The sequence below is a fragment of the Paraburkholderia sp. 35.1 genome (assembly GCF_050436525.1).
GTDB classification, from domain to species: domain Bacteria; phylum Pseudomonadota; class Gammaproteobacteria; order Burkholderiales; family Burkholderiaceae; genus Paraburkholderia; species Paraburkholderia tuberum.
This window is the reverse complement of record NZ_JBNDMJ010000003.1, coordinates 3,969,783-3,990,762: the sequence shown is the minus strand read 5'-3', so window position 1 is coordinate 3,990,762 and position 20,980 is coordinate 3,969,783. Positions and strand designations below refer to the sequence as shown.

At 59.7% G+C, this 20,980-nt stretch carries 17 protein-coding genes and 1 pseudogene; 8 read left to right on the top strand and 10 right to left on the bottom strand.

Annotation, left to right across the window (positions count from 1 at the left end; translation table 11 throughout):
* Positions 1 to 42 precede the first annotated feature (42 nt).
* Together OKW27_RS38770 and OKW27_RS38765 are read right to left on the bottom strand one after the other, a co-directional pair.
* Positions 43 to 789, bottom strand: coding sequence for an SDR family NAD(P)-dependent oxidoreductase (locus OKW27_RS38770; RefSeq protein ID WP_429336563.1), 747 nt, complete (start codon positions 787 to 789; stop codon positions 43 to 45).
* A 173-nt stretch (positions 790 to 962) separates the two neighbouring features.
* Positions 963 to 1,088: pseudogene (locus OKW27_RS38765) on the bottom strand (IS30 family transposase); the annotation flags it as partial.
* A 79-nt stretch (positions 1,089 to 1,167) separates the two neighbouring features.
* Here OKW27_RS38765 and OKW27_RS38760 point away from each other — a divergent pair.
* The 3 genes from OKW27_RS38760 to OKW27_RS38750 all read left to right on the top strand — a co-directional run bounded on the left by OKW27_RS38760 (position 1,168) and on the right by OKW27_RS38750 (position 3,096).
* Positions 1,168 to 2,235, top strand: a complete 1,068-nt coding sequence (locus OKW27_RS38760) for a diguanylate cyclase domain-containing protein (protein WP_429336562.1) — start codon at positions 1,168 to 1,170, stop codon at positions 2,233 to 2,235.
* Between the two features lie 214 nt (positions 2,236 to 2,449).
* A complete protein-coding gene (locus OKW27_RS38755) occupies positions 2,450 to 2,623 on the top strand; it encodes a hypothetical protein (RefSeq protein WP_429336561.1) in 174 nt (57 codons plus the stop codon).
* Between the two features lie 122 nt (positions 2,624 to 2,745).
* A complete protein-coding gene (locus OKW27_RS38750; protein WP_184066411.1) occupies positions 2,746 to 3,096 on the top strand; it encodes an HPF/RaiA family ribosome-associated protein in 351 nt (116 codons plus the stop codon).
* 676 nt (positions 3,097 to 3,772) lie between these two features.
* On the opposite strand, the gene nhaR is transcribed toward OKW27_RS38750, so the two are convergent.
* Positions 3,773 to 4,669 carry a transcriptional activator NhaR gene (gene nhaR, locus OKW27_RS38745; RefSeq protein WP_429332189.1) on the bottom strand — a complete coding sequence of 299 codons (897 nt, stop codon included), beginning with the start codon at positions 4,667 to 4,669 and terminating at the stop codon, positions 3,773 to 3,775.
* A gap of 147 nt (positions 4,670 to 4,816) precedes the next feature.
* Between nhaR and OKW27_RS38740 the strand changes: the two genes are divergently transcribed.
* Complete coding sequence (locus OKW27_RS38740) at positions 4,817 to 5,308, top strand: CBS domain-containing protein (RefSeq protein WP_429332190.1); 492 nt, start codon at positions 4,817 to 4,819, stop codon at positions 5,306 to 5,308.
* A gap of 82 nt (positions 5,309 to 5,390) precedes the next feature.
* Entirely contained in the window at positions 5,391 to 6,356 is a 966-nt protein-coding gene (locus OKW27_RS38735; protein ID WP_429336647.1) for a Tim44 domain-containing protein, read from the top strand.
* Positions 6,357 to 6,924: 568 nt separating this feature from the next.
* Here the strand turns inward: OKW27_RS38735 and OKW27_RS38730 are convergent.
* Entirely contained in the window at positions 6,925 to 8,148 is a 1,224-nt protein-coding gene (locus OKW27_RS38730) for a sensor histidine kinase (protein WP_244144795.1), read from the bottom strand.
* A 448-nt stretch (positions 8,149 to 8,596) separates the two neighbouring features.
* Between OKW27_RS38730 and OKW27_RS38725 the strand changes: the two genes are divergently transcribed.
* The 3 genes from OKW27_RS38725 to OKW27_RS38715 all read left to right on the top strand — a co-directional run bounded on the left by OKW27_RS38725 (position 8,597) and on the right by OKW27_RS38715 (position 12,386).
* Entirely contained in the window at positions 8,597 to 8,860 is a 264-nt protein-coding gene (locus OKW27_RS38725; RefSeq protein WP_429336560.1) for a hypothetical protein, read from the top strand.
* Between the two features lie 703 nt (positions 8,861 to 9,563).
* Positions 9,564 to 10,721 carry an iron-containing alcohol dehydrogenase gene (locus OKW27_RS38720; protein WP_090805038.1) on the top strand — a complete coding sequence of 386 codons (1,158 nt, stop codon included), beginning with the start codon at positions 9,564 to 9,566 and terminating at the stop codon, positions 10,719 to 10,721.
* A gap of 153 nt (positions 10,722 to 10,874) precedes the next feature.
* Positions 10,875 to 12,386, top strand: coding sequence for a CoA-acylating methylmalonate-semialdehyde dehydrogenase (locus OKW27_RS38715; RefSeq protein ID WP_090805035.1), 1,512 nt, complete (start codon positions 10,875 to 10,877; stop codon positions 12,384 to 12,386).
* Positions 12,387 to 12,499: 113 nt separating this feature from the next.
* Here OKW27_RS38715 and OKW27_RS38710 read toward each other — a convergent pair whose 3' ends face one another.
* The 6 genes from OKW27_RS38710 to OKW27_RS38685 form a co-directional block, all read right to left on the bottom strand.
* Positions 12,500 to 13,507, bottom strand: coding sequence for an MDR family oxidoreductase (locus OKW27_RS38710; protein WP_429336559.1), 1,008 nt, complete (start codon positions 13,505 to 13,507; stop codon positions 12,500 to 12,502).
* A 145-nt stretch (positions 13,508 to 13,652) separates the two neighbouring features.
* The gene (locus OKW27_RS38705; RefSeq protein ID WP_090805030.1) at positions 13,653 to 14,492 is read right to left on the bottom strand and encodes an ABC transporter permease; all 840 of its coding nucleotides are present in this window, start codon (positions 14,490 to 14,492) and stop codon (positions 13,653 to 13,655) included.
* Between the two features lie 4 nt (positions 14,493 to 14,496).
* A complete protein-coding gene (locus tag OKW27_RS38700) occupies positions 14,497 to 15,759 on the bottom strand; it encodes an ABC transporter permease (RefSeq protein ID WP_429336558.1) in 1,263 nt (420 codons plus the stop codon).
* 52 nt (positions 15,760 to 15,811) lie between these two features.
* Positions 15,812 to 16,849: a polyamine ABC transporter substrate-binding protein gene (locus OKW27_RS38695; protein ID WP_429336557.1), complete on the bottom strand. Its 1,038-nt coding sequence runs from the start codon at positions 16,847 to 16,849 to the stop codon at positions 15,812 to 15,814.
* Positions 16,850 to 16,888: 39 nt separating this feature from the next.
* A complete protein-coding gene (locus OKW27_RS38690) occupies positions 16,889 to 17,980 on the bottom strand; it encodes an ABC transporter ATP-binding protein (protein WP_090805787.1) in 1,092 nt (363 codons plus the stop codon).
* Between the two features lie 352 nt (positions 17,981 to 18,332).
* A complete protein-coding gene (locus tag OKW27_RS38685; RefSeq protein ID WP_429336556.1) occupies positions 18,333 to 20,831 on the bottom strand; it encodes a CoA transferase in 2,499 nt (832 codons plus the stop codon).
* Between the last annotated feature and the right edge of the window lie 149 nt (positions 20,832 to 20,980).

Below are 20,980 nucleotides of genomic sequence, written 5' to 3'. Positions count from 1 at the left end.
TGCCCATATCGGATCTTGCCCGCGCGCGATGCGGCCAAGGATCTATATGAAGCTTGCGCCTCCGTTGACGGGGATCGTTTGGCCCGTGATGAATGCGTTGCCGACGACCATCAGCACGACCTCCGCGACCTCGCTCGCTTCGCCCAAGCGCCCGACGGGCAGCCTTTCTGCGACGTTGGACGCCTTAAGCGGTCCAGCCATTTCGGTGTCGATCGGTCCCGGTGCAACGGCGTTGACGGTGATCCCTTCGCGGGCGAGCCGTGCAGCATAGCCGCGCGTCAAGCCTTCGAGCCCGGCTTTCGATGCGTTGTAGTGAACGCCAACCAAGCCGGGGCCGCGGGCGGCGGCCGACGAGACGTTGACGATGCGGCCCCAGCGCCTCGCGCGCATGCCGGGCAGCACTGCCTGCGTGCAGAGAAACGCCGATTTCAGATTGACGGCGAGCGTTCGATCGAACTCCGCTTCCACAAGATCATCGATGTCGACGATCGTCGCGGTGCCCGCGTTGTTCACGAGCACGTCGATCAGGCCGAGGCGGTTTTCCACCTCGACGATCATCGCTTCGACGTCGTCTCCGACCGATACGTCGGCGCATACCGCTATCGCGCGGCCTCCGGCGCGTTCGATTTCCGCGACGACGTCGGCCGCGTCGTTCTCGCGTTGCCGATAGTTGACGGCGACTGCTGCGCCGGCTGAGGCAAGCGCGATCGAAATGGCGCGTCCGATTCCGCGCGAGCCGCCGGTCACCAAGGCGACACGATCGTTTAAGTTGAGCGAATGAGCTGGCATCGTGGAACTCCTCGGTTGGGGGGGGCAGAACCGGTTGCGGCCTCGTCTGCGAGGCGTGTGTCGCCGAGCGAGGCGTTGCCGGAAAGCATCCTAGTTTGCCCCCTTCAAAGCGTCTTCGCCGGAAAGTCGCCCTCTTGCTTTCATCGATCTTTCGGCCGTTCTGGCTTGCGGATTCAACCGGTCGATGCAACAGTTTGATGAAATCGCTCAGCTGGTGCGTCGAAGTTTAGTGTTTTCCGAGGGCGTTCATTGAGCCGCCTTGCTACTGCATTAAGCCGGGCCTGTGAGTAGACGGAGAGAGCGGCAAGAAGCATTGGTCGCCGGCAAAAGCGATAGAATGCCCGCTCTGCAAAAGACAATATTGACGGGGTACACGGCATGGAGCGGCCGGGCGCGCAGCGTTGGCATGAGCAAACGTTTCTAGGTGTCTTTCGCGGACGACCTGAGAAGGAGCAGGCGCTCCTCCGGATATGCCTGGGCACGGTCGTGTTGATCGGCTATATCGCCGTCGCCGCGCTCCAACGCACGGCCGCCGCGTATGACACTCTGGGCGTGGTTTTCGCATACGTTGTATTCGGCGTGGCGACATACGTAGCCGCGACCGCCGCGACAGTTCGGCCGCGCCTTCGATTGACGGTCACCACCATTGCAGACCAGGCGCTTGTCATGACTGCCTTGGCGCTCGGCGGGCGCGTGGCGCTGCCCTTGCTCTGGGTCGTGTTCTGGTTCCTTGTGGGTGCCGGTTGCCGCCACGGCAAGCGGCCGTTGCTACTTTCATGTGCAGTTGCGCTTGCAGGCGTCGTGATTTTGATGCACGTCGAGCCGTGGTGGAGAGAAAACCTCGCGGTGGGATTGGGCATCATGCTCAGCATCGCGGCGACTTCCGTGTACTTGATGGCCCTCGTGCATCGGCTCGAACGGCAGGCTGCGACGGACCCTCTGACAGGACTCAGCAACCGCACTCGCCTCGAGCAGGCGATCGCCAAAGCGACTGCGGCGCGAGACGACGATAAAGGACAGTCTGTCTTGCTGTTCATCGATCTCGACGGCTTCAAATACGTCAATGACGCTTATGGGCATGCGGTGGGTGATGAACTGTTGCAGTGCTTCGCCAACGGTCTGCAGACACGCATTCGCCGCGGCGATACGGTTGCCCGCCTGGGAGGCGACGAGTTCGCGGTGCTCGCCCGCCACGTGCATGACGACGCCGGCGCGCGCGCGATTGCCGACGGTATTCACGACATCCTTCATGGGCTTCGAGAGATCGGCGGTCATCCCGTCGCCGTATCGGCCAGCATTGGCGTGCGCATGCTCGGTACCAATAGCGCGGACGAACGTCTTGATGTACACGCCCTGATGCGCCAGGCCGATAGCGCGATGTATCGCGCCAAAGCGAACGGGACGGACAAAACCTCATTCTTCGATGAGACGGGTGCCGGCGCGTAAGCGGACAGGGTTCCCCGCGGTGCCCTGCTCGTGCTGTCCAGCCAGCCCGCGCCGCACAACGGCTCGTGCTGTCCAGCCAGCCCGCGCCGCACAACTCGAATCTGCGTCTATCCAGCGAGCGCCTGATCGCTTCGCCGATCGACTGGTACGGGCCGGCCGCCGTGGTGCAAAAAACGCATGTCGATCAATTCCGCAATGCCTCGCGTCGCGCGGCATGGGCGTGTTTGCGCTCGCGGCGTTAGGCGCCGAGCGCAACGATCCCATGCATCACGGCTTGCGCTGGCTCGGCCGCTCGCCGGAAGTGAAGGAGGAAATACACGCAATCGTGTCGCGGCGCGGGCGGCATCATCCTTCGACGCAAAAGGTGTTGAGTGCGGCGCATGCGTGAGCGCGCTCGTGATCACGAAAAAGAAGGTTCGGTTTTTCCGAAGCTGCATTTCCGTTATTTCTGCTTTTTCCTCGACGCCTTCTCACCGTACTCTTGAGCCGTACCCACGAAGGAGGTGTCTCATGCAAGTCCTGTTCAAGTCCCGCGACCGTGAAGCCGTCCGTCTGCGCAGCTTCGCGCGCCAACGCATCCGGTTCGTTTTTCGCCGCATGGACTGGCTGATTTCGAAGGCGACCGTCAGCATGTCGGACATCAACGGCCCGCGCGGCGGACTCGACAAACGCTGCCAGGTGCAGGTGCAGACGCCCGATGCGACGCCTGTCGTCGTGACCTCGATCGCAAGAGACTGGCGCGGCGCACTCGATCTCGCGCTGGCCCGCGCGGCGCGTTCGATCATCCGCAGGCAGCAGGCGCGCATTGCGACTCGGGGTCCCCGTGATTTTGATGCCGTTTACCGGGGTAGCGGCCTCTAGGCGCGACAAGGCCTAGCGGACTGCCCCTAAGACAATGCCGCTCGATTCGTTCTGGAAGGCTCGGATAGCAACGCACCGCTGGGCGCTACCTATTACCGGAGCTTGGCGGCCGCCGGGTAATTCGCTTCCTGGCATTGCCATATCGGGCCCCTCAGTCGGTTGCAACCGGCGAACGCGGCGACGAATTGCCGGGACGTCGCCGCGATAAAGGCGAGATCGATTGTGCGACTGCAGTCAATACCCGCGAAACAGCGTACTGCCGGCTTTCCACCAACATCCGTTGGTAAAGTAGTGAACGAACGACCGCAGTACTTCAGGAAGAGACGGTGGCAAGAGCTGTTGTCGAATGACATAAAGGGTCGATGGGCGACCTTTGCACGGTTCCATTTCTCGGCTCGCAAGGCGCGATCGGCCCAATGGAACTATCGCATTGCGATCATCGTCAGCGCAGCTGTATCGTGGACGACGCCGGCGCCTTAGTCGGGTTCCGCCTGCTGGCATTCCGCCTGATACCAACGCCACCGTTTTGCTGGAGCCTATTCATTTATCGCCGCTGCTCAATTCGTGGTGCTTATGCGAGTGCGTGGCCATCCGGCCGGGTGCGGCCATCGCCACCCACCGGCACGTCCTCTCACGAGGACTTTCGAACGTCGCGTTCACATCGGAAACGGCCCCGCTAAACGTTGAACAGTTCGCTACGCGCCGCGTCCATGATCATCGCCACAGCCGGGTGGCTGATGTGGCGCTCGATAGAGATTGCAAAAAATTCCTCGACGATCGAATTGATCTGCCCGACTATCGTCAGGTTGTGCTCTGTCTGCAACTGGCTTTCGAGCACGGTTGGCGCGAACAGCAGGCCGCGGCCTTCGCGGCCGAATGCCATGGTCATCGCTCCGTCGTCGAACTCGCCGACGATGCGCGGCGAAATGGCGTGCGAGGCGAGCCAGTGATCCAGCTTGCGCCGCACGGCGGATTCCGTGCCGGGCAGTAGCACAGGCAGCTTGTCGAGCGACATCGGGAAGCGTTTTTTGCTGCTTTGAATCAGCGCCTGGGTTCCGAAGCAGCTTAGCGTCGAACGTCCGAGGCGGTGATTGAACGCCTTGATGTTGACGTCGACGGGAATGGGGGCGTCCGCGATGATCAGATCGAGGCGGTGCACGGCCAGTTGCGCGAGCAGCGCGTGCAGTTTGCCTTCGTGACAGATCATGCGCAGCGACGCCGACGCGCTCAGCGCGGGTTCCAGCAGCCGGTACGCAATCGCCTTGGGGACCGAATCCGCGATCCCGACGCGAAACCGCGTTTGCGCACCGGCTTCGCTTTCGCGCCGCACAGCGCTTTCGAGTTCCGAACCTAACGAAAATATCTCGTCGGCGTAATCGAGCGCGAGGCGCCCGGCATCGGTCAGTTCGAGCGTGCGGCCGGTTTTCCTGAACAGCTTCTTATCCAGCGCCTCTTCGAGAAGCTTGATCTGGCCACTGAGCGTTTGCGGCGTGATGTGCAACTGCTCGCCCGCGCGCACGATGCCGCCCGCGCGAGCCGCGACCCAGAAGTAATAGAGATGCTTGAAATTCACGAACCCTCCACCGATTACGGAAAGATACGTTTTTCTCGAAGTATCAACAATAAAAATACGAATTTTATGTTGGCATGAGCTCAGTTAGATTGAAACCTCGCCCCGAAGCGTCGGCGGGCGTTTCATGACAGTTGACAGAGGTGACATATGGCATCGGTTGCAGAATTGCTGCGTGCGAAAGCTTCCCGGACAGTGTGGTCGATCGAGGCATCCGCTTCGGTTTACGACGCGATATCGATCATGGCTCACAGGGAGGTTGGAGCGCTCATCGCCGCGCACGACGGGCGCATAGCCGGCATCGTGACGGAGCGCGATTACGCCCGGAAGATCGTTCTGATGGAACGCTCGTCAACGAATACGCCTGTGCGCGACATCATGTCGACGGCGGTGCGTTATGTCAGTCCGGAGCAGACGACGGACGAGTGCATGGCGATCATGACAGAACATCAGATTCGCCATCTGCCTGTGATCAGCGCAGGGCAGGTGACAGGAATGGTGTCGATCGGCGACCTGATCAAGAACCTGATTTCCGAGCAGGAACACACCATCCGGCAACTGGAGCACTACATCCACGGCAACGGTTTTCACGCCGCTTTTGATGGATCGAAGGCACAACCAGCGGCGAGCTTGCGTAGCTAAAAATATTACTGTTCGTAATGTATTTGCGCGCGCAAATGGAGCGCGTTGCGGGCAGTTTCGCGACTCATCGAAAGAGGTTTTTATGTACACGCAAATCATCAACGAATTACGACGTGCTGCCGGTGCAGTCACGCGCGGGACGGCCGCGCTCGGTCTGGCGGGACTGCTGGCGCTGGGCGCCGTGGCGTCGAACGACGCCGAGGCGAAGCGCGTAGGCGGGAGTCAAAGCATCGGGCGGCAGTCGCAGACGGCGTCGCCGTCTGGACAAGCGCAGCGAAGCCAACAGGCACAGCCGGCACAACAGGCCGCGCAGGCGCCTGCTGCGGCAGCGGGTAACCGCTGGATGGGCCCGCTGGCGGGTCTCGCTGCGGGCCTTGGGATTGCCGCATTACTGTCGTCGTTTGGCCTGGGCGAAGGGCTGGCGCAGATGCTGTCGAATGCGTTGCTGATCGGGGCGGTGATTTTCGCCGGCGTGATGCTATTCCGCTTTATCGCCAACCGGCGTCGTCCGGATCTTGCCTATGGACACGGTCCCGTGAACCACCAGCAAACGAACGGCTCACGGTTTCTGAATCAGATCCCGCAAGCGCGGCCTGAAGCGAACTTGCGGGGCTGGCCGAACGCGGCGATGGGTTCGACGGGAGCAGCGGACACGGAGAGGACAACGGGACTACCACTCGAGCAGGATCAGGCGGCGTTTCTTGTATCGGCAAAGACCTTGTTCATGCGCCTTCAAGGCGCATGGGACCGGAACGAGCAGGGTGACCTGTTCGAATTGACGACGCCGGAGATGTTCGCGCAAATCAAGCGGGATCTCGAAGCTCGGGGTCGGCAGGTGAGTCATACGGAAGTCACGCAACTTGATGCGGAAGTGCTTGGCACAGAACGCAATGCGGATGAAACGCTGGTTAGCGTTCGCTTTTACGGTCAAATGCGGGAAGACGATGCGCCGACTGCCCAGCCGTTCCAGGAAGTCTGGAACATGGTCAGCGACGCACGTGGCAACCAGGCGTGGCGACTGGCCGGCATTCAGCAAATTGACGGATGAGAGCGTAGTTGAAACCGGCAGCGGCCTGCTGCCGGTTACTCGTGAGGGTGGCGCGCGCCGCGGAACTACCTGAGACCAACCTTTCGCCAGCGACCGTGCGTGAGAAAGTCGAGCGCCACTTGCGGAGTGGCAAACGCTGGGCGCATCAGGCGATAGTCGGCCATCTCCGGCCGTTCGCCCGCACCAACAAATGGACACTCAAACGGCCGCTCCACCTAGGAAGCGGCCTACCTGGGTCCGTTGATCAATCGATCAATCGCATGGACATCACGAGGGTGGATACGGTACCGATGCGCTCTGTCCGAGCGCGCAAAGAGCGCAACTGCCGGCGCCGAAGCACCGAAGCACGCCCAAACGGCCCGCGTACGTCGAGCCTATCTGCGACCTCTTCGTTTCCGGGAGCAGGAGACATCTCAGCGCCCGGTTGATCGATCGATTCCACAAGCTCCCGATGGGGCGACTCTAGCAGTCGGCTCGGGATAACGGCGACACTGCGCCGCAATGAGTTACCGCCGCGCGCACAGAAGTACTCCATCGGGGCGACGCGAACCGAAGCCGCGTCGGCCGCTTAGCCGATGGCGGTGGCCGCCGGAATCGTGAAGTAGAAGCGAGCACCGCCATGGGCGGACGCGTTGTCCGCCGCGATGCGCCCGTAGTGGGATTCGAGGATCGAGCGGCAAATGGGCAAGCCTAAGCCCATGCCGTTTTCCTTGGTCGTGAAGAAGCTCTCGAAGAGGCGGTCGACGTGCTCGGGGGCGATGCCGGGCCCGCTGTCCTCGATAGCGCAGCACACGATGGAGGCATCCCGCACGGTGGTCCTGATGGTGATCTTGCGCTCCGGGCTTCCCGCTTGCTCCATCGCCTGCATGGCGTTGACGAGGAGGTTGACGATTACTTGTTGGAGCTGAATGCGGTCAGCGAGCACCTTCAACCCTCCCAAAGCGAACTGGTGCGATACCGTGACGCCGCGTGACTGGACTTCAGGTCGTAGAAACACGAGGGCTTCATCGATGAGCTCGTCAAGCGACACCAGCTTGTGCTCGGGCACTCGCCGGACCGCCATCTCGCGAATGCGGACAATGATGTCCGCACAACGCCGCACGTCGGCTGCGATGCGCGCGCTCGCTTCGAGCGCCTCCTCTATGTTGGGCACTTGCCGGTCTATCCAGTTTCGACCAGCTTCGTTATTCGTGCTGATAGCGGCGAGCGGCTGCTTCAGCTCGTGGGCGATTGAGGCGGTCAGTTCGCCCAGCGTCGAGACGCGCGCGGCATGTGCAAAGTCCGCCTGCACGTCCCTAAGCGCTGCCTCGGCACGCTCGCGGGCGGCGACTTCCGCGAGCAGCGCTTCACGCGCTTCCAATTTCTTGCTCAGGCCGACTCCAATGTGGACAAAGCCTGCGGTCACTATTAGCACGCTGACGGTGATACAGCGGTTAGTCCAGTCAATCCAGTCGAAATTTGGGTGCCCTACCGGTGTGTTTCCCGCAGAAAAACCGACCACCGTCAGCACCGCCGTGACCGCAGTACCGCCCCACAACCATCGAGCGGACCGAGTCCAGGCCAGGGCCACAATTACACATACATAGAAAACCGCAGGATTGATGTCGCCTGGCGAGTAGTAGTCCAAGCCAAAGATGAGCATGGTTAATACGCAGACCAGGGTCTTGGCCCGTGCAGGGGAGAGACCCTGAAGCGGGCCCCATTTTGTTCTCGCTCCACCAAAAGAATGGGGCTCGCGCCCGATGATTTCTGTGACCTGATGAACGCGGGATCTGGTCGCCTCCTTGATCACGGTTCTCGCTCCTTCGGATTAGGGAGTGCAAGTGCCGCACCTCGATGGCTCAATCATAGGTCACCTACCGCCAGGTTTCGGTTTTGGTAGGCGTTAGCTGTCACGAAGAGCGAACGCCCGGAGCTGACCGGGTCGAGGCCGGTCTCCACCCCGATCATGCTCGATAACGGCCATTCGCCGGCGCCGTGCTACCAGCCGGAATGGCGCTGTACGTTGTCGGCCGGCATGAAGGCGCGGATGACCGTTGAACATTGGAAGCTGCCATTGAGGTGTACAAGGGTCCAGCGGCCGGATCGGGGCGATGCCGGCCTCTCGTTGCCACGCACGCCGCTCGCTCAACATACGCAATCACGGATCCAGGCACGACGCCGACAGCCACGTCGGTCCCGCCGATGCCCGGCCTTTCTGGCCTAAGATATTTCAAAGGAGCATCCGTGCGAGGGGCATCATGAAAGCACTTATCGTTGCTGCGACATTGACGGCTGGCTGTTCCCTCGCCTACGCGCAGACTTACCCTCAGGGAGCGCTGGCTGACCAAAGCATGGGGGCCTATAGAGCGCAATTGGAAGCGCAGAAGCAACAGATCGAACTCCAGAACGAACAACTCCAATTACTGAAACAACAGCGCGACCTGGATTTGCTGAGGCAGCAGCGCGAACTGAATTCGCTGAGACAACAGCGCCAATTTGACTTGCTCAGACAGAAGCGCTAGATCGCTGTGAGGCGCGGCACCCGCCTCAAGATCCGGCTTGGCAACGGCCATTGCAGCGCCGAACGCTCAGTCTGGGTGGCGCCACTGGAGGGCATCAGGCGTTGAAGTCCTATACGCAAGAAAGGCGTTCCTGCTCGCACCAGCCGAACGTCGCGACCGACATCGTGTTCGAAGCGGGGAAGAACTGCTTGTCATATCGATCGAGGGCGGCGGGGCGGATCAGCGCAAATGTCCCCGCCGAAGGTCGCTCTCGCGCGCGGCGACCGCTCACATGACGTGGACGAGATTAATGTAACTGCTTCTTCAGATCGCTCAGTTCGGCGGGGACGGGCAAAAATAGCCTTCCACCTCGCCCCGACGGCCATAGCCATAAGTAAAGCGGACCCATCATCGGCTTTTTTATTGCTTTACCCGCTCCTCGTTCTACCCGACAGTCACCTCAGCGCGCCGCCACGGCAGCTTGCAGCCGAAACGCGATTGATCAGTGCTGACGGCTACCTACGACAATGATGACCTGCATTGCAGAAAATCTGCGGGTCCGGGAGACGAGACGATGAGTCATGTGGAAGCTCCCAATAGCATAGATATCGATGTCTGGTTATCTAAATTATCAGAAAGACCAGGCATCGAGATGAAGACTTCGATTAATGATTAGATCCCGGATTGCTTTTTATATTTAACCGACATTCATACTGGATTCGATATGTCTAACCATGTGATTTTGCCGCGCATCCTCCAGGTCGGCGCCAACGCCAGCGAGACAGTTCCCACGGTTCTGGCGACTCTCGGCTGCAGTCGACCTCTGATCATCACCGACAAGATGATGGTGCAGCTGGGCTATGCCGGGCGCATTCAGGAAAATCTCGCCGCCAATGGCATGACAGCCGAAATTTTCGCTGATACGGTCCCCGAGCCCACGGTTGACTCGATTCGAGCTGGCGTGGAGAAGGCTCGCGCAGGAGACTACGACAGTATCATTGCACTGGGCGGCGGCAGTCCGATCGACAGCGCCAAGGCGATTGGCATTCTTGCCAAGCATGGCGGAGAAATGCGCGACTATAAATTTCCGCGCATTGTTACCGAAGTTGGGTTGCCCATTATCGCGGTGCCCACCACTGCGGGAACCGGCTCGGAAGTGACCCGTTTCACGATCATCACTGACCAGCAGAACGACGAAAAAATGCTCTGTGTGGGCATCGGCTTCATGCCCGTGGCAGCCTTGGTCGACTATAACCTGACCCTCAGCCTGCCGCCGCGCGTCACCGCCGATACGGGTATTGATGCGCTGACCCACGCGATCGAAGCCTACGTCAGCCAGAAAGCCAACCTGTACAGCGACAGTCAGGCCCTGGCGGCCATGCGCTTGATTGGCCCCAATCTGCGTAAAGCCTATCGATCCGGCCAGGATACAGCCGCCCGCGAAGCCCTGATGCTCGGTTCGACGCTCGCGGGTGTGGCGTTCTCCGCTGCATCCGTGGCGCTGGTACACGGCATGAGTCGACCGATCGGCGCTTTTTTCCACGTTCCCCATGGCCTGTCCAACGCCATGCTGCTGCCCAGTGTGACCGCGTTCTCGATCCCGGCGGCGGAAGAACGCTACGCTGATTGCGCTCGTGCCATGGGCGTGGCCGACAGCCAGGACAGTACGCAGGCCGCCAACGCCAGGTTGCTCGCTGAATTGCGGTCGATCAACGATGACCTTCAGGTGCCGACGCCCGAACAATTTGGTATCGACCGCGAGCGCTTCTTCAGCTTAATGCCGACCATGGCACAGCAGGCTCTGGCCTCTGGCTCGCCTGGCAATAACCCACGCGTGCCCTCGGTCGCGGAAATGGTCGAGCTCTACCGCGGTCTCTGGTAAGCGAATTCCCCCTCAAAAAACCGCATCTGAGCTATCGAAGTGAAGGTCATTCAGATGCGACAACAACTCTTCGCATCGGGAAGCAGAACCCTATTCCCATCGCCCATTTTTGTGGCCCTTAGAGCCTTTTCCTATCCCAGCAAGGAGTATGAAATGCAGCCCTTCAACGACGACGCAGACGTGGTTCACTTCATCAACGGTCGCCGAGTGCCTGGCTCAGGCACTCGAAAGCAGCCGATATTCAACCCCGCGACCGGTTCTCCGGCACGCATGCTGCACCTCGGCGACGCGTCCGACGTAAGTGCCGCCGTAGCGTCGGGGAAACAGGCGTTCCAGGGATGGAGTAATACGCCACCCATCCGTCGCGCGCGCGTCATGCGCCGCTTTCTCGAACTGATGAACCAGCACAAGGACGAACTGGCAGCGATCATGACCGCCGAGCACGGAAAAGTGTTCAGCGATGCGCAAGGCGAAGTGGCACGGGGCATCGATGTGATCGAGTTTGCCTGCGGCATTCCGCAATTGCTGAAGGGTGACCATACGGAACAGGTGTCGACCGACATCGACAACTGGACGACCCGGCAACCGCTCGGCGTTGTCGCGGGAATCACGCCTTTCAACTTTCCGTGCATGGTTCCTTGCTGGATGTTTCCGATCGCGATTGCCGCAGGCAATGCGTTCATTCTGAAGCCCAGCGAGCGTGATCCCTCAGCGTCGCTCTACATGGCCCGCTTGCTGCAGGAAGCCGGGTTGCCTGACGGAGTGTTCAACGTCGTGCAAGGGGACAAGATAGTCGTGGATGCTCTGCTCGAGCATCCTGACGTAAAAGCGATCAGTTTCGTCGGTTCGACGCCGATTGCCAACTACATCTACGAGACGGGGGCAAAGCACGGAAAACGGATCCAGGCGCTTGGCGGAGCGAAGAATCACATGGTTGTGATGCCCGACGCTGACATTGATCAAGCCGTCGACGCTTTGGTCGGCGCAGGCTACGGCTCCGCGGGTGAACGGTGCATGGCGATCTCGGTCGCAGTCCTCGTAGGCGACGTTGCGGACAAGCTGATTCCGCGGCTCGCTGATCGAGCACGCTCCGTAATAGTAAAGAACGGCACGGAGCCCGACGCCGAGATGGGGCCGATCGTCACACGTCAGGCGCTGGAACGCATTGAAAACTACATCGCGATTGGCGTCGAAGAAGGCGCGTCGCTGGTTGTCGATGGACGTGGCCTCAAAGTTCCGGGGCACGAGGAAGGCTTTTTTACCGGTGCCACGTTGTTCGACCACGTCACGCCGGAGATGCGAATCTATCAAGAGGAAATCTTCGGACCGGTGCTGTCCTGCGTCCGTGCGAAGGACTTTACAGAGGCCGTCGACCTGGTCAACGCGCACGAATTCGGCAATGGCGTCGCCTGTTACACTCGCGATGGACACATCGCGCGCGAGTTTGGCCGGAGAATTGAGGTTGGAATGGTTGGCATCAACGTACCGATTCCGGTACCGATGGCGTGGCACGGATTTGGCGGCTGGAAGCGTAGCTTGTTCGGTGACACGCACGCGTATGGAGAAGAAGGCGTCCGGTTCTATACGCGTCAGAAGTCAATCATGCAACGCTGGCCGGAGAGTATCGAGCAAGGTGCCGAATTCGCGATGCCGACGGCGAGGTAGTCTTTCCACTGCAAAACCCGCTACAGCTCCCGTGCCGCCAGATCCCGGCACGGGAGAGCACACCACCGGTCCTGAAGTCGCAGACCTTCAAATCCGAACGGAAGCGCCCGACATCATGCGCTACGGCAAATGTCGACAACCGTGCGACCGCTCAGCTTTCCATCCATCATTTGCACGGCTGCCTCCGGCACGTCGTGCAACGCTATTCGGTGCGTGAGTTCGGCGAGCTTTGCTCGATCCAGATCCGCAGCGAGCCGATTCCACGCTATCTGACGATGAGCGATCGGACACATAACCGAGTCGATGCCCAACAGTTTTATACCGCGCAGAATGAAAGGCGCAACGTTCGCCGGGAACTCCATGCCTTGCGCGAGACCACATGCCGTTACGGCGCCGCCATATTTCGTCTGTGCGCATGCGTTGGCAAGCGTATGCGAGCCGACAGAATCCACCACCGCCGCCCAGCGCTCTTTCTGCAACGGCTTGCCGGCTGCCGACAGCGAGTCCCGATCTACCACATCGGCGGCGCCGATACGCTTCAGAAAATGCGCCTGCTCCGGCTTGCCCGTCGATGCCACGACCGTAAATCCCCAACTGCTCAATAGCGAGATTGCCACGCTGCCCACACCGCCGCTCGCGCCGGTCACGAGGACTTCGCCGTCGGCCGGCTTGACGCCGGCCTGTTCCAGCGCAAGGCAGGATAGCATCGCCGTGTAACCGGCCGTCCCGATTGCCATGCTTTCGGCCGTTGATAGTCCCTGCGGTACCGCAATCAGCCAGTCGGCCTTCAGGCGGGCTTTCTCTGCAAGGCACCCCCAGTGTGTTTCGCCGAGGCCCCATCCGTTGACGAGGACGATATCTCCCGCTTTCCAGCGAGAATCTGTCGATGTCACCACCTCGCCGGCGCCATCGATACCCGCGACCATTGGCCAGGCGCGTACGACCGGACCGCGGTTCGTGACCGCTAGCGCGTCCTTGTAGTTAAGCGTCGAGTGCGCGATACGAATGAGCACTTCGCCGGCTGCGAGGGGATGCTTGTCGAGGGTTCGGTCATCGAGGCGGGTAACCCCGGCCGAAAAACCGCTGTCATTCTGCTGCAGATAAAGGGCTGAAAAAGCCATGCTTGTCCTCTCTGACGGTGAACGCAGGCGGGCAGGCAAGGCGAAATGGTACATCCGGACAACATAAACCATGCAAGGATGTACCACTACGCCATGCCCGACGGCCTCCACGGAAATAATGCGACAGGTGCCGCGGCAAGCAATGTCACGTCGCTATCTGTCGCGCCGCGCTTCTGGACCTCAGCCACTCCATCGTCACCAGAAGCAGGCTGGAAAATACAATCAGAATTGTCGCAAGGGCAGCAATCGTCGGCGTAATGTTTTCCCGGAGGCCGATGAACATCTGCAACGGCAATGTACCTTGTGTCGGACCCGCGATGAACATCGTGATGACGACATCATCGAGCGACGTGGCGAATGCAAACAGGGCTCCAGAAATAACGCCCGGCGCAATGATGGGCAGGGTGACGGAGAAGAACGTCGTGACGGGCGACGCACCGAGGCTCAGGCTCGCGCGCACGTAATTCTGGTTGAACCCGGCAAGGGTGGCGTTGACAGTGACCACCACGAATGGAGCAGCGATAGCGGTATGACCCAAAATCAGACCAAGGTACGACCCGGCTAACCCCCACTTCGCAAAGAACAGATACATCCCGACGGCAGTGACGATCACCGGCACGATCATCGGCGAGATCAAAATGCCGATCAGCGCGCCCTTGCCTTTGAACGTCGCCTTGTTGAGGCCCAACGCGGCCAACGTCCCGAGGACAGTGGCCAGGATCGTGGCAAGCGGGGTTACGATGAAGCTGTTTTTTCCGGCACGAAGCCAGTCAATCGACGTAAACAGATTGTGGTACCACTTGAACGAGAACTTGTGTATCGGATAGATCAGGAATGTATTGTCCGTGAAAGAAAGCGGGATGATCACCAGTATCGGCAAGACCAGAAAAAGCAGGATCATGACATTGGTCGATCGCAAAACGTAGTGCCACGCGATCTCGGGAGCCGATGTATAAGGTGCAAAACGCAATACGGTCGTTTTCATGGTCCTAACCTACCTTCAGTTCGTTGCCAACGATCTTTCGATAAACACCGAAGAGTATCAACGTCACGAGAAGCAGAACCGCTCCCAGTGCGCACGCCATCCCCCAGTTCAAGGCCACATTCGTGAAATAGGCAATGTAGTAGCTCACCATCTGGTCGCCGGCTCCGCCCAGCAATGCCGGAGTAATGTAGTAGCCCAAAGCCGTGATGAATACCAGCAGTCCGCCGGCGCCGACTCCCGGCAGCGTTTGCGGAAAGTAGACCTTCCAGAACGCGCCGAACGGGTGACTACCCAGCGAGATCGCTGCCTTCGTATAGCTGGCTGGCACTGATTTCATGACGCTGTACAGCGGCAGAATCATGAACGGCAGGAGGATATGAGTCATCGAGATCAGCACCCCCGTCCGGTTGAACAGCAGTGTCAATGGAGACGATATCAGGTCCAACGACAGCAACGCCTTGTTGACGAGGCCCGATCCTTGAAGGATGACAATCCAGGCGGAGATCCGCACGAGGATCGAAGTCCAGAAGGGAAGGAGCACCAGGATCATCAGCAGATTTGCCTTACCCGCCGGCAGACTGGAGATCCAGTATGCCAGGGGGTAGCCGAGGAGCAGCGCGGCGAGCGTTACCAGGCCGCTAATCACGAACGTTCGCTTGAATACCTCCCGATATGCCGAGGCGCCTGGATCAACCGGAACGATGTCACCGGCAGAATTGCGACGGTAGTCCATCGTCGCGAGGAGATACTGGCTTGTGTATCGGGATGAATCTTTAGCGATTACCTGCCAGTAACCGGGATCTTCCCAACGCCTGTCGATTTCGATCAGCTTTTGTCGAACCTCGTGCGCAGGCAGCGCTGAATCATCGTCGCCGAACGGAAGTGCGCTCGAAGTCTTGTAAAACAGCGAACGGAAACCCGCCTTCTGCCCGTTCAGTCGACCGGCAGCGGTACCCGAACTGTTGTTCCCGCCGTTGCGCTCGATATCCAGCATCAGCCCGCGAAAAGCGTCATCCGGAACTGCCGATTTCCGATCCCAGTTTCGCAGCGCCGCCGTCGTGTCTGGCAACGCGTCAACGACTTCCGGACTCTGAATCGACCGCGAAATCATGGATGCAACGGGCATCACGAATACCAGAAAAATGAAAATAGCAAGAGGAGCGACCAGCGCCAGCGCCGCCATTTGCTTACGTAAATTCACGTTCCTAAGCGATCGCTTGAGCTCACGCAAATGCCAATCCTGCTGCTGAGTAGTTACCGCGCTCATGTCTCTCTCCTTCGCGTACCCATGCGTTCGAGCGATGGGTACGCGATTCGCGTTATTTCGCTGCCCACGCGGTGAAACGCTGTTCTAGCGCATCACCGTGGTCGGTCCAGAACTCTACGTCGTTGGGGATAGCGGTTTTGCCGTTCTTCGGCGAGTTAGGCAGGTTTTCAAGAGTGGCTGCATCGAGCAACTTTAAAGCATTCTTGTTGGTTGGCCCGTACGGAATGTGCCGCGCGAACGCAGCTTGAGCCTGAGGTTCGAGCACGTAGGCAATGTACTTCTCGGCTGCATCCTTATTTTTCGAGCCCTTCGGAATCACGAAAAAGTCCAGTTCATAGATGCTTTGGTCCCACGAGATACCCAGGTTCTTGTTTCCTGCCCGCATTGCGGCGTCGATGCGGCCGTTATACGCGGTGGACATCGAAACGTCACCGGCGACCAGGAACTGCGGCGGCTGTGCGCCGGCCTCCCACCACTGAATGTATGGCTTGAGCTCGTCCATCTTCTTGAACGCCCGATTGACGCCAGCCTCCGTGCCCAGCACGGTGTACACGTCTTTTGCCGGAACGCCATCTGCCATCAGTGCGAACTCGAGGTTATAACGCGCCTCCTTCTTCATGCCACGCTTGCCAGGAAATTTCTTGACGTCCCAAAAATCCTTCCAGCCCTGTGGCGTGCCCTTCGTCAGCGTCGGGTTGTATGCCAGCACGGTCGACCACACGAATGTGCCGGCAGCGCAGGGAGTCACCGATCCAGGCACCAGATCACCCTTTTTCGCGATCTTCGACCAGTCGAGCTTCTCGAAGAGTCCGTCCTGACAGCCGCGTCCGATGTCTGCCGACTCGACTTCAACGACATCCCACGTGACATCTTTGGCGTCGACCATCGCTTTGACTTTGGCCATTTCGCCCGTGTACTCAATCGCAATCGTCGGAATACCGCTCGCTTTCGAGAACGGTTCAACCCAGGCAGCCTTCTCGGCGTTCCCCACGGCGCCACCGTAATTGACCGTCGTAAGGCCATCGGCCAATGCGAAAGCGGAACAACACATCATGGCAGCCACGCCGACCGTATTTCTAAAGAACCTCATTTCGTTCTCCTTGGCACAAGGTGATTTCGCTACGCGTGGTCAATTAAAGACTCTCAGATGATCTTCATGAAACGACAACGCGATTCGATTTCCCGGTTGGACATGGGCCGCCCCGTCCTGCCCGAGCGGAACCTTCACGAAACACTCTGTTTCTCCGGGGCAGCGGCAGCGTAGCCGGACGTGATCGCCGAAGTAGATCATCCCAAGCGTTTCGCTGTTGATGACATTGCGCTGCTGTTCGGATTGCCGTCCAATCGAGAGCCGCTCGGGACGGATCACCCCTGTGGCGTGGCTACCCACATTGAGCCCGGCAACATTCAGCGCACGTACGGTCGTACCGTCTGCAATGCGCAACTCGCAATAATTACCATCCCGGCTTACGACGGTGCCTTCCACCCGGTTACTGTCACCAATGAAGTTGGCTACAAACAGATTCCTCGGCGATTCGTAGAGCGAGTCGACCCGGTCGAGCTGTTGGATCACCCCCTGATCAAAGACCGCTACTCGATCAGACATCGTGAGCGCCTCACCTTGATCGTGTGTGACGTACACAAAGGTCAGGCCAAGAGATTCGTGCAATGCCTTGAGCTCTATCTGCATGTGCTCGCGCAGCTGTTTGTCCAGCGCGCCAAGCGGTTCGTCCATCAGCACAAGCTTTGGGTTGAACACCAACGCACGCGCAAGCGCCACTCGCTGTTGCTGACCGCCTGAGAGCTGACCTGGCATTCGCTTACCCAGCTTTTCCATATGGACCATCTCGAGCGCCCGCTTGACGCGCGCGGCCCGCTCGTCTGGCGGCATCTTGCGAACCTTGAGGGGATACTCGAGGTTCTGTCCGACGGTCAGGTGTGGAAAGAGTGCATAGTTCTGAAATACCATTCCAATGTCGCGTTTATGCGGCGGAATACGATTAAGTAACTGACCATCCAGCCAGATTTCTCCATCGGTTGGGTATTCAAACCCGGCGAGCATCATGAGACAGGTGGTCTTTCCCGAGCCGGACGGACCAAGCAAAGTGAGAAACTCCCCCTTCTGGATGTCGAGATTCAGGTCTTTGACGACGAGTGTTTCTCCGTCGTATGTCTTCCGAACATTGCGGAAGCTCACAAATGTGTTGCCCTGGTCTTGCATGATCGTTACCCTCAATGTCTTTCGGTGCGGAAGGCACCTGGCAGCGCAGGCGGTAGTGCTGTGTCTGCAGATCGGCTGCGGCGACAGGGAGGCGCGCAGGGTACCTCCTTCCCCGTGCCTCGCCATGGGCGTTTTCGCGCCATGTGCTGCGTAGCTCGATTGAGGTTCTCGATAACGATTTCTGCGCCTCGCCGGGTGTTTTCGGTACCCGGGAGCTTGCGGTGTCGTACGTGCATCTTCGTCTCCAATCTTATAAATATTCGAACACCCCTTCGCTACAGCCTTTTTTCTTCTAGGGTGCTTGCTGCTATCGGCCGCGATTTGTTCCGGCTTGCCCGCAACGGTGACGTGTTCAGCTGGGCAAGTACTCTTCGCACCAGCTTTCGCCGACCGCCCCTCGCGCAATCAACGTCGCAATCTGGGTATCGCTGTAGCCCATCTTGCGCAGAACCCCTCGGGTCGAGGCACCAAACTTTTCTGCTGGCGCCAGTGCGCGGATCGGAGCAACGTGAGGGCGAATCGCAAAAGGATCGAGTTGGATGACGCGTCGTCCACTCGGATGCTCGGCATACACACTGAATGAATAGCTGGCGTTATCGATACCCGGACGATTGTCTGCAGGGCGGCTGTAGCGTTGGCGCAAGTTGTCGATATTGTCCGGAATGGCTGCCGCCACATTGGCCGCTTGCAACCGCGTCTGCCAGGTTTCGGCGGAGGCCGTGGCGAACGCGGAACTGAGAAACGCTGCGGGATCTGCCGCGTCGCGGATGCCCGTCAGCCCCTCTACGGCGTTTAGCTTGTCCAGTTCCTTTTCGCTGGCGTCCACATACAACCAGTCATCCGCGGCCCGAAAGAAGCGTGACAGGTTGCCAAAGCCCTGGGCGCTACGCCCGGAAGGCTCATCGAACGGGGCCCGCCGTGGGTAGTCGTAGCAGAAGGGAATCTGCACCAGGTTGCCGAGCGATGCCAGGGAGGTCCGGGCGCGGCTGATCTGGCCGGTTCTGGCTTTGCGATATAACGCGGCGGCAACGCCGAGCGCTGCAGCGAACCCGCAATTCACGTCAATGGTTCCGACGTGAGCGTGTTCCTCTGGCGTTGCCATGCCGCCGCCGAAGCGCAGCATGATGCCGGTGCTGGCCTGGATCAAGTCGTCGTAACCGAGATAATCGGTCCGCGGGCCGCGACGCGGTCCCCCAAAGCAATCCAGTTGACAGAAGATCACGCCAGGGTTGACGGCCTGGAGACTGGCTTCGTCAAGACCCAAAGGTGCCAGTTGACGATCCGGTGCATTCATCACGATCACATCAACCGAACGAACCAATTGGTTAAACACCTCGCGTCCGTCAGGGTGGTTCAGGTCGACCAGGACGCTTTGCTTGCCGCGGCCCGAAGACATGCCAAAGACCACTGTGTTCCAGGGATCATAGTTGGGCGTTACGGGGTCGAGCTTGATAACCTCGGCGCCGAACCGGCCGAGGTAGGAGGTCGAATGCGGACCCGCGATGACATTGGTCAGATCGAGGACACGCACACCGTCAAGCCAGCCGCCAACATGCTGTTCAGATGGGGGCGGCAGTGCCGTGGGCGCGCACTTATCCAGGATGGCCAGGGCTTCTTTGAGACTCACCGTGCGGCGTGAGTCGGGCGAGAGCATCAAGTCGGCACTGTCTTCCAGCCAGGCGATCGCGCCGGGCTGTTTCATGTTGCCGTACTGGTGGTCGTCGACATCGACCACCAGACCCGCGGCGTTGGCGTGCTCGTCATGCAACCATTCTTGAGTCGATCGGTGGGGCGCACCGGGAAACCGGCCTTCGCCGAAAATTTTTTCCCACTCGGTCGCTGTCCTGGTCAGGAACACCTCCTTCATGCGTGCCGAAATGCGCCGGGCCCAATGGTCAGGCAACGGGTAGACACCGAGCGAGGCGTCCCCCTCCCACTGAGAGATAGGAAGGTAGGGGTCGCTCACTGTCGGCAGCCCGGCAGATAGCATTTCCTCGTACAGCCCCATCGCCTGAAGGCAACGCCTGGCGTGCGAGCGGTGTGACGGGCATACCGCATAGAACTTGCGACCGTCCGCGCACTCGTAGGTGCGGTAAAAGGGGTCGAGATATTCTTGCAGTTCTTCGTAGCTGAGGTTCATCGGAAGATTTTCCGACCGCCGCCGCTCAATTTCCTTTTCGCGCAAGGTCTTGTAGCGTTCGGGATAACCGTCGATCTTGATCGAGTTGTAAGACAGCCCCTCCATCACCGCCGCGGCCAGAGGCACCTCGATTTCATCACCCACTCCCGTGCGCTCCCGCGCTTGCAGAGCGAGTGCCACCGCGGAGACAGCCAGCATGGTGCCGTAGGACGAGGCTAGCGGCAGCGGCGAAAAGCTCGGGTTTATTCCCATCAGTACGCGGTTCTGACCCATATCGGTGAAGACCCCGGAGGCCGACGCAATAATCGGCTCGAGGGCGCGCCAGTGACGACGCAACTGGTCGTTGCTGGCGAAGCCAGGGATGGACAGCGTAATGAGCTCGGGCCTTTGACGACGCAGCTCCGCGAAGTCCAGGCCCAACCGGGTCATGACGCCCGGCCGGAAGTTCTCGATCACGATATCGGCACGCGCGATGAATGCCATGGCCGCCTCGAGCCCCTGCGCGGACTTCAGGTCAAGCTGCAAGCAATACTTGTTGCGGTTCAGTACGGCATTGGCCGGGCTGTCCCAAAGCGGCCCAGCAGGGGGATCAATGTGAATGACGGTGGCGCCGAGATCCGCCAGGATCATCGCCACGGCCGGGCCGGCGATGTACTGGCCAAAGTCGATGACTTTCACGCCGCTAAAAGGCAGTTGATCATGCTTTCCCATGGCTCACCGACTCATCTCCAGGACCTGCAGATCTTCCGAAACGCAGGTCGTCATTGTGGTGGGTCGCCGCCAGCACCAATCAACCGCATTTCGAATGCGAGGCGAGGGGCCTTGGCGACGAACTGGGGATCACTGTCGGATACAACGGG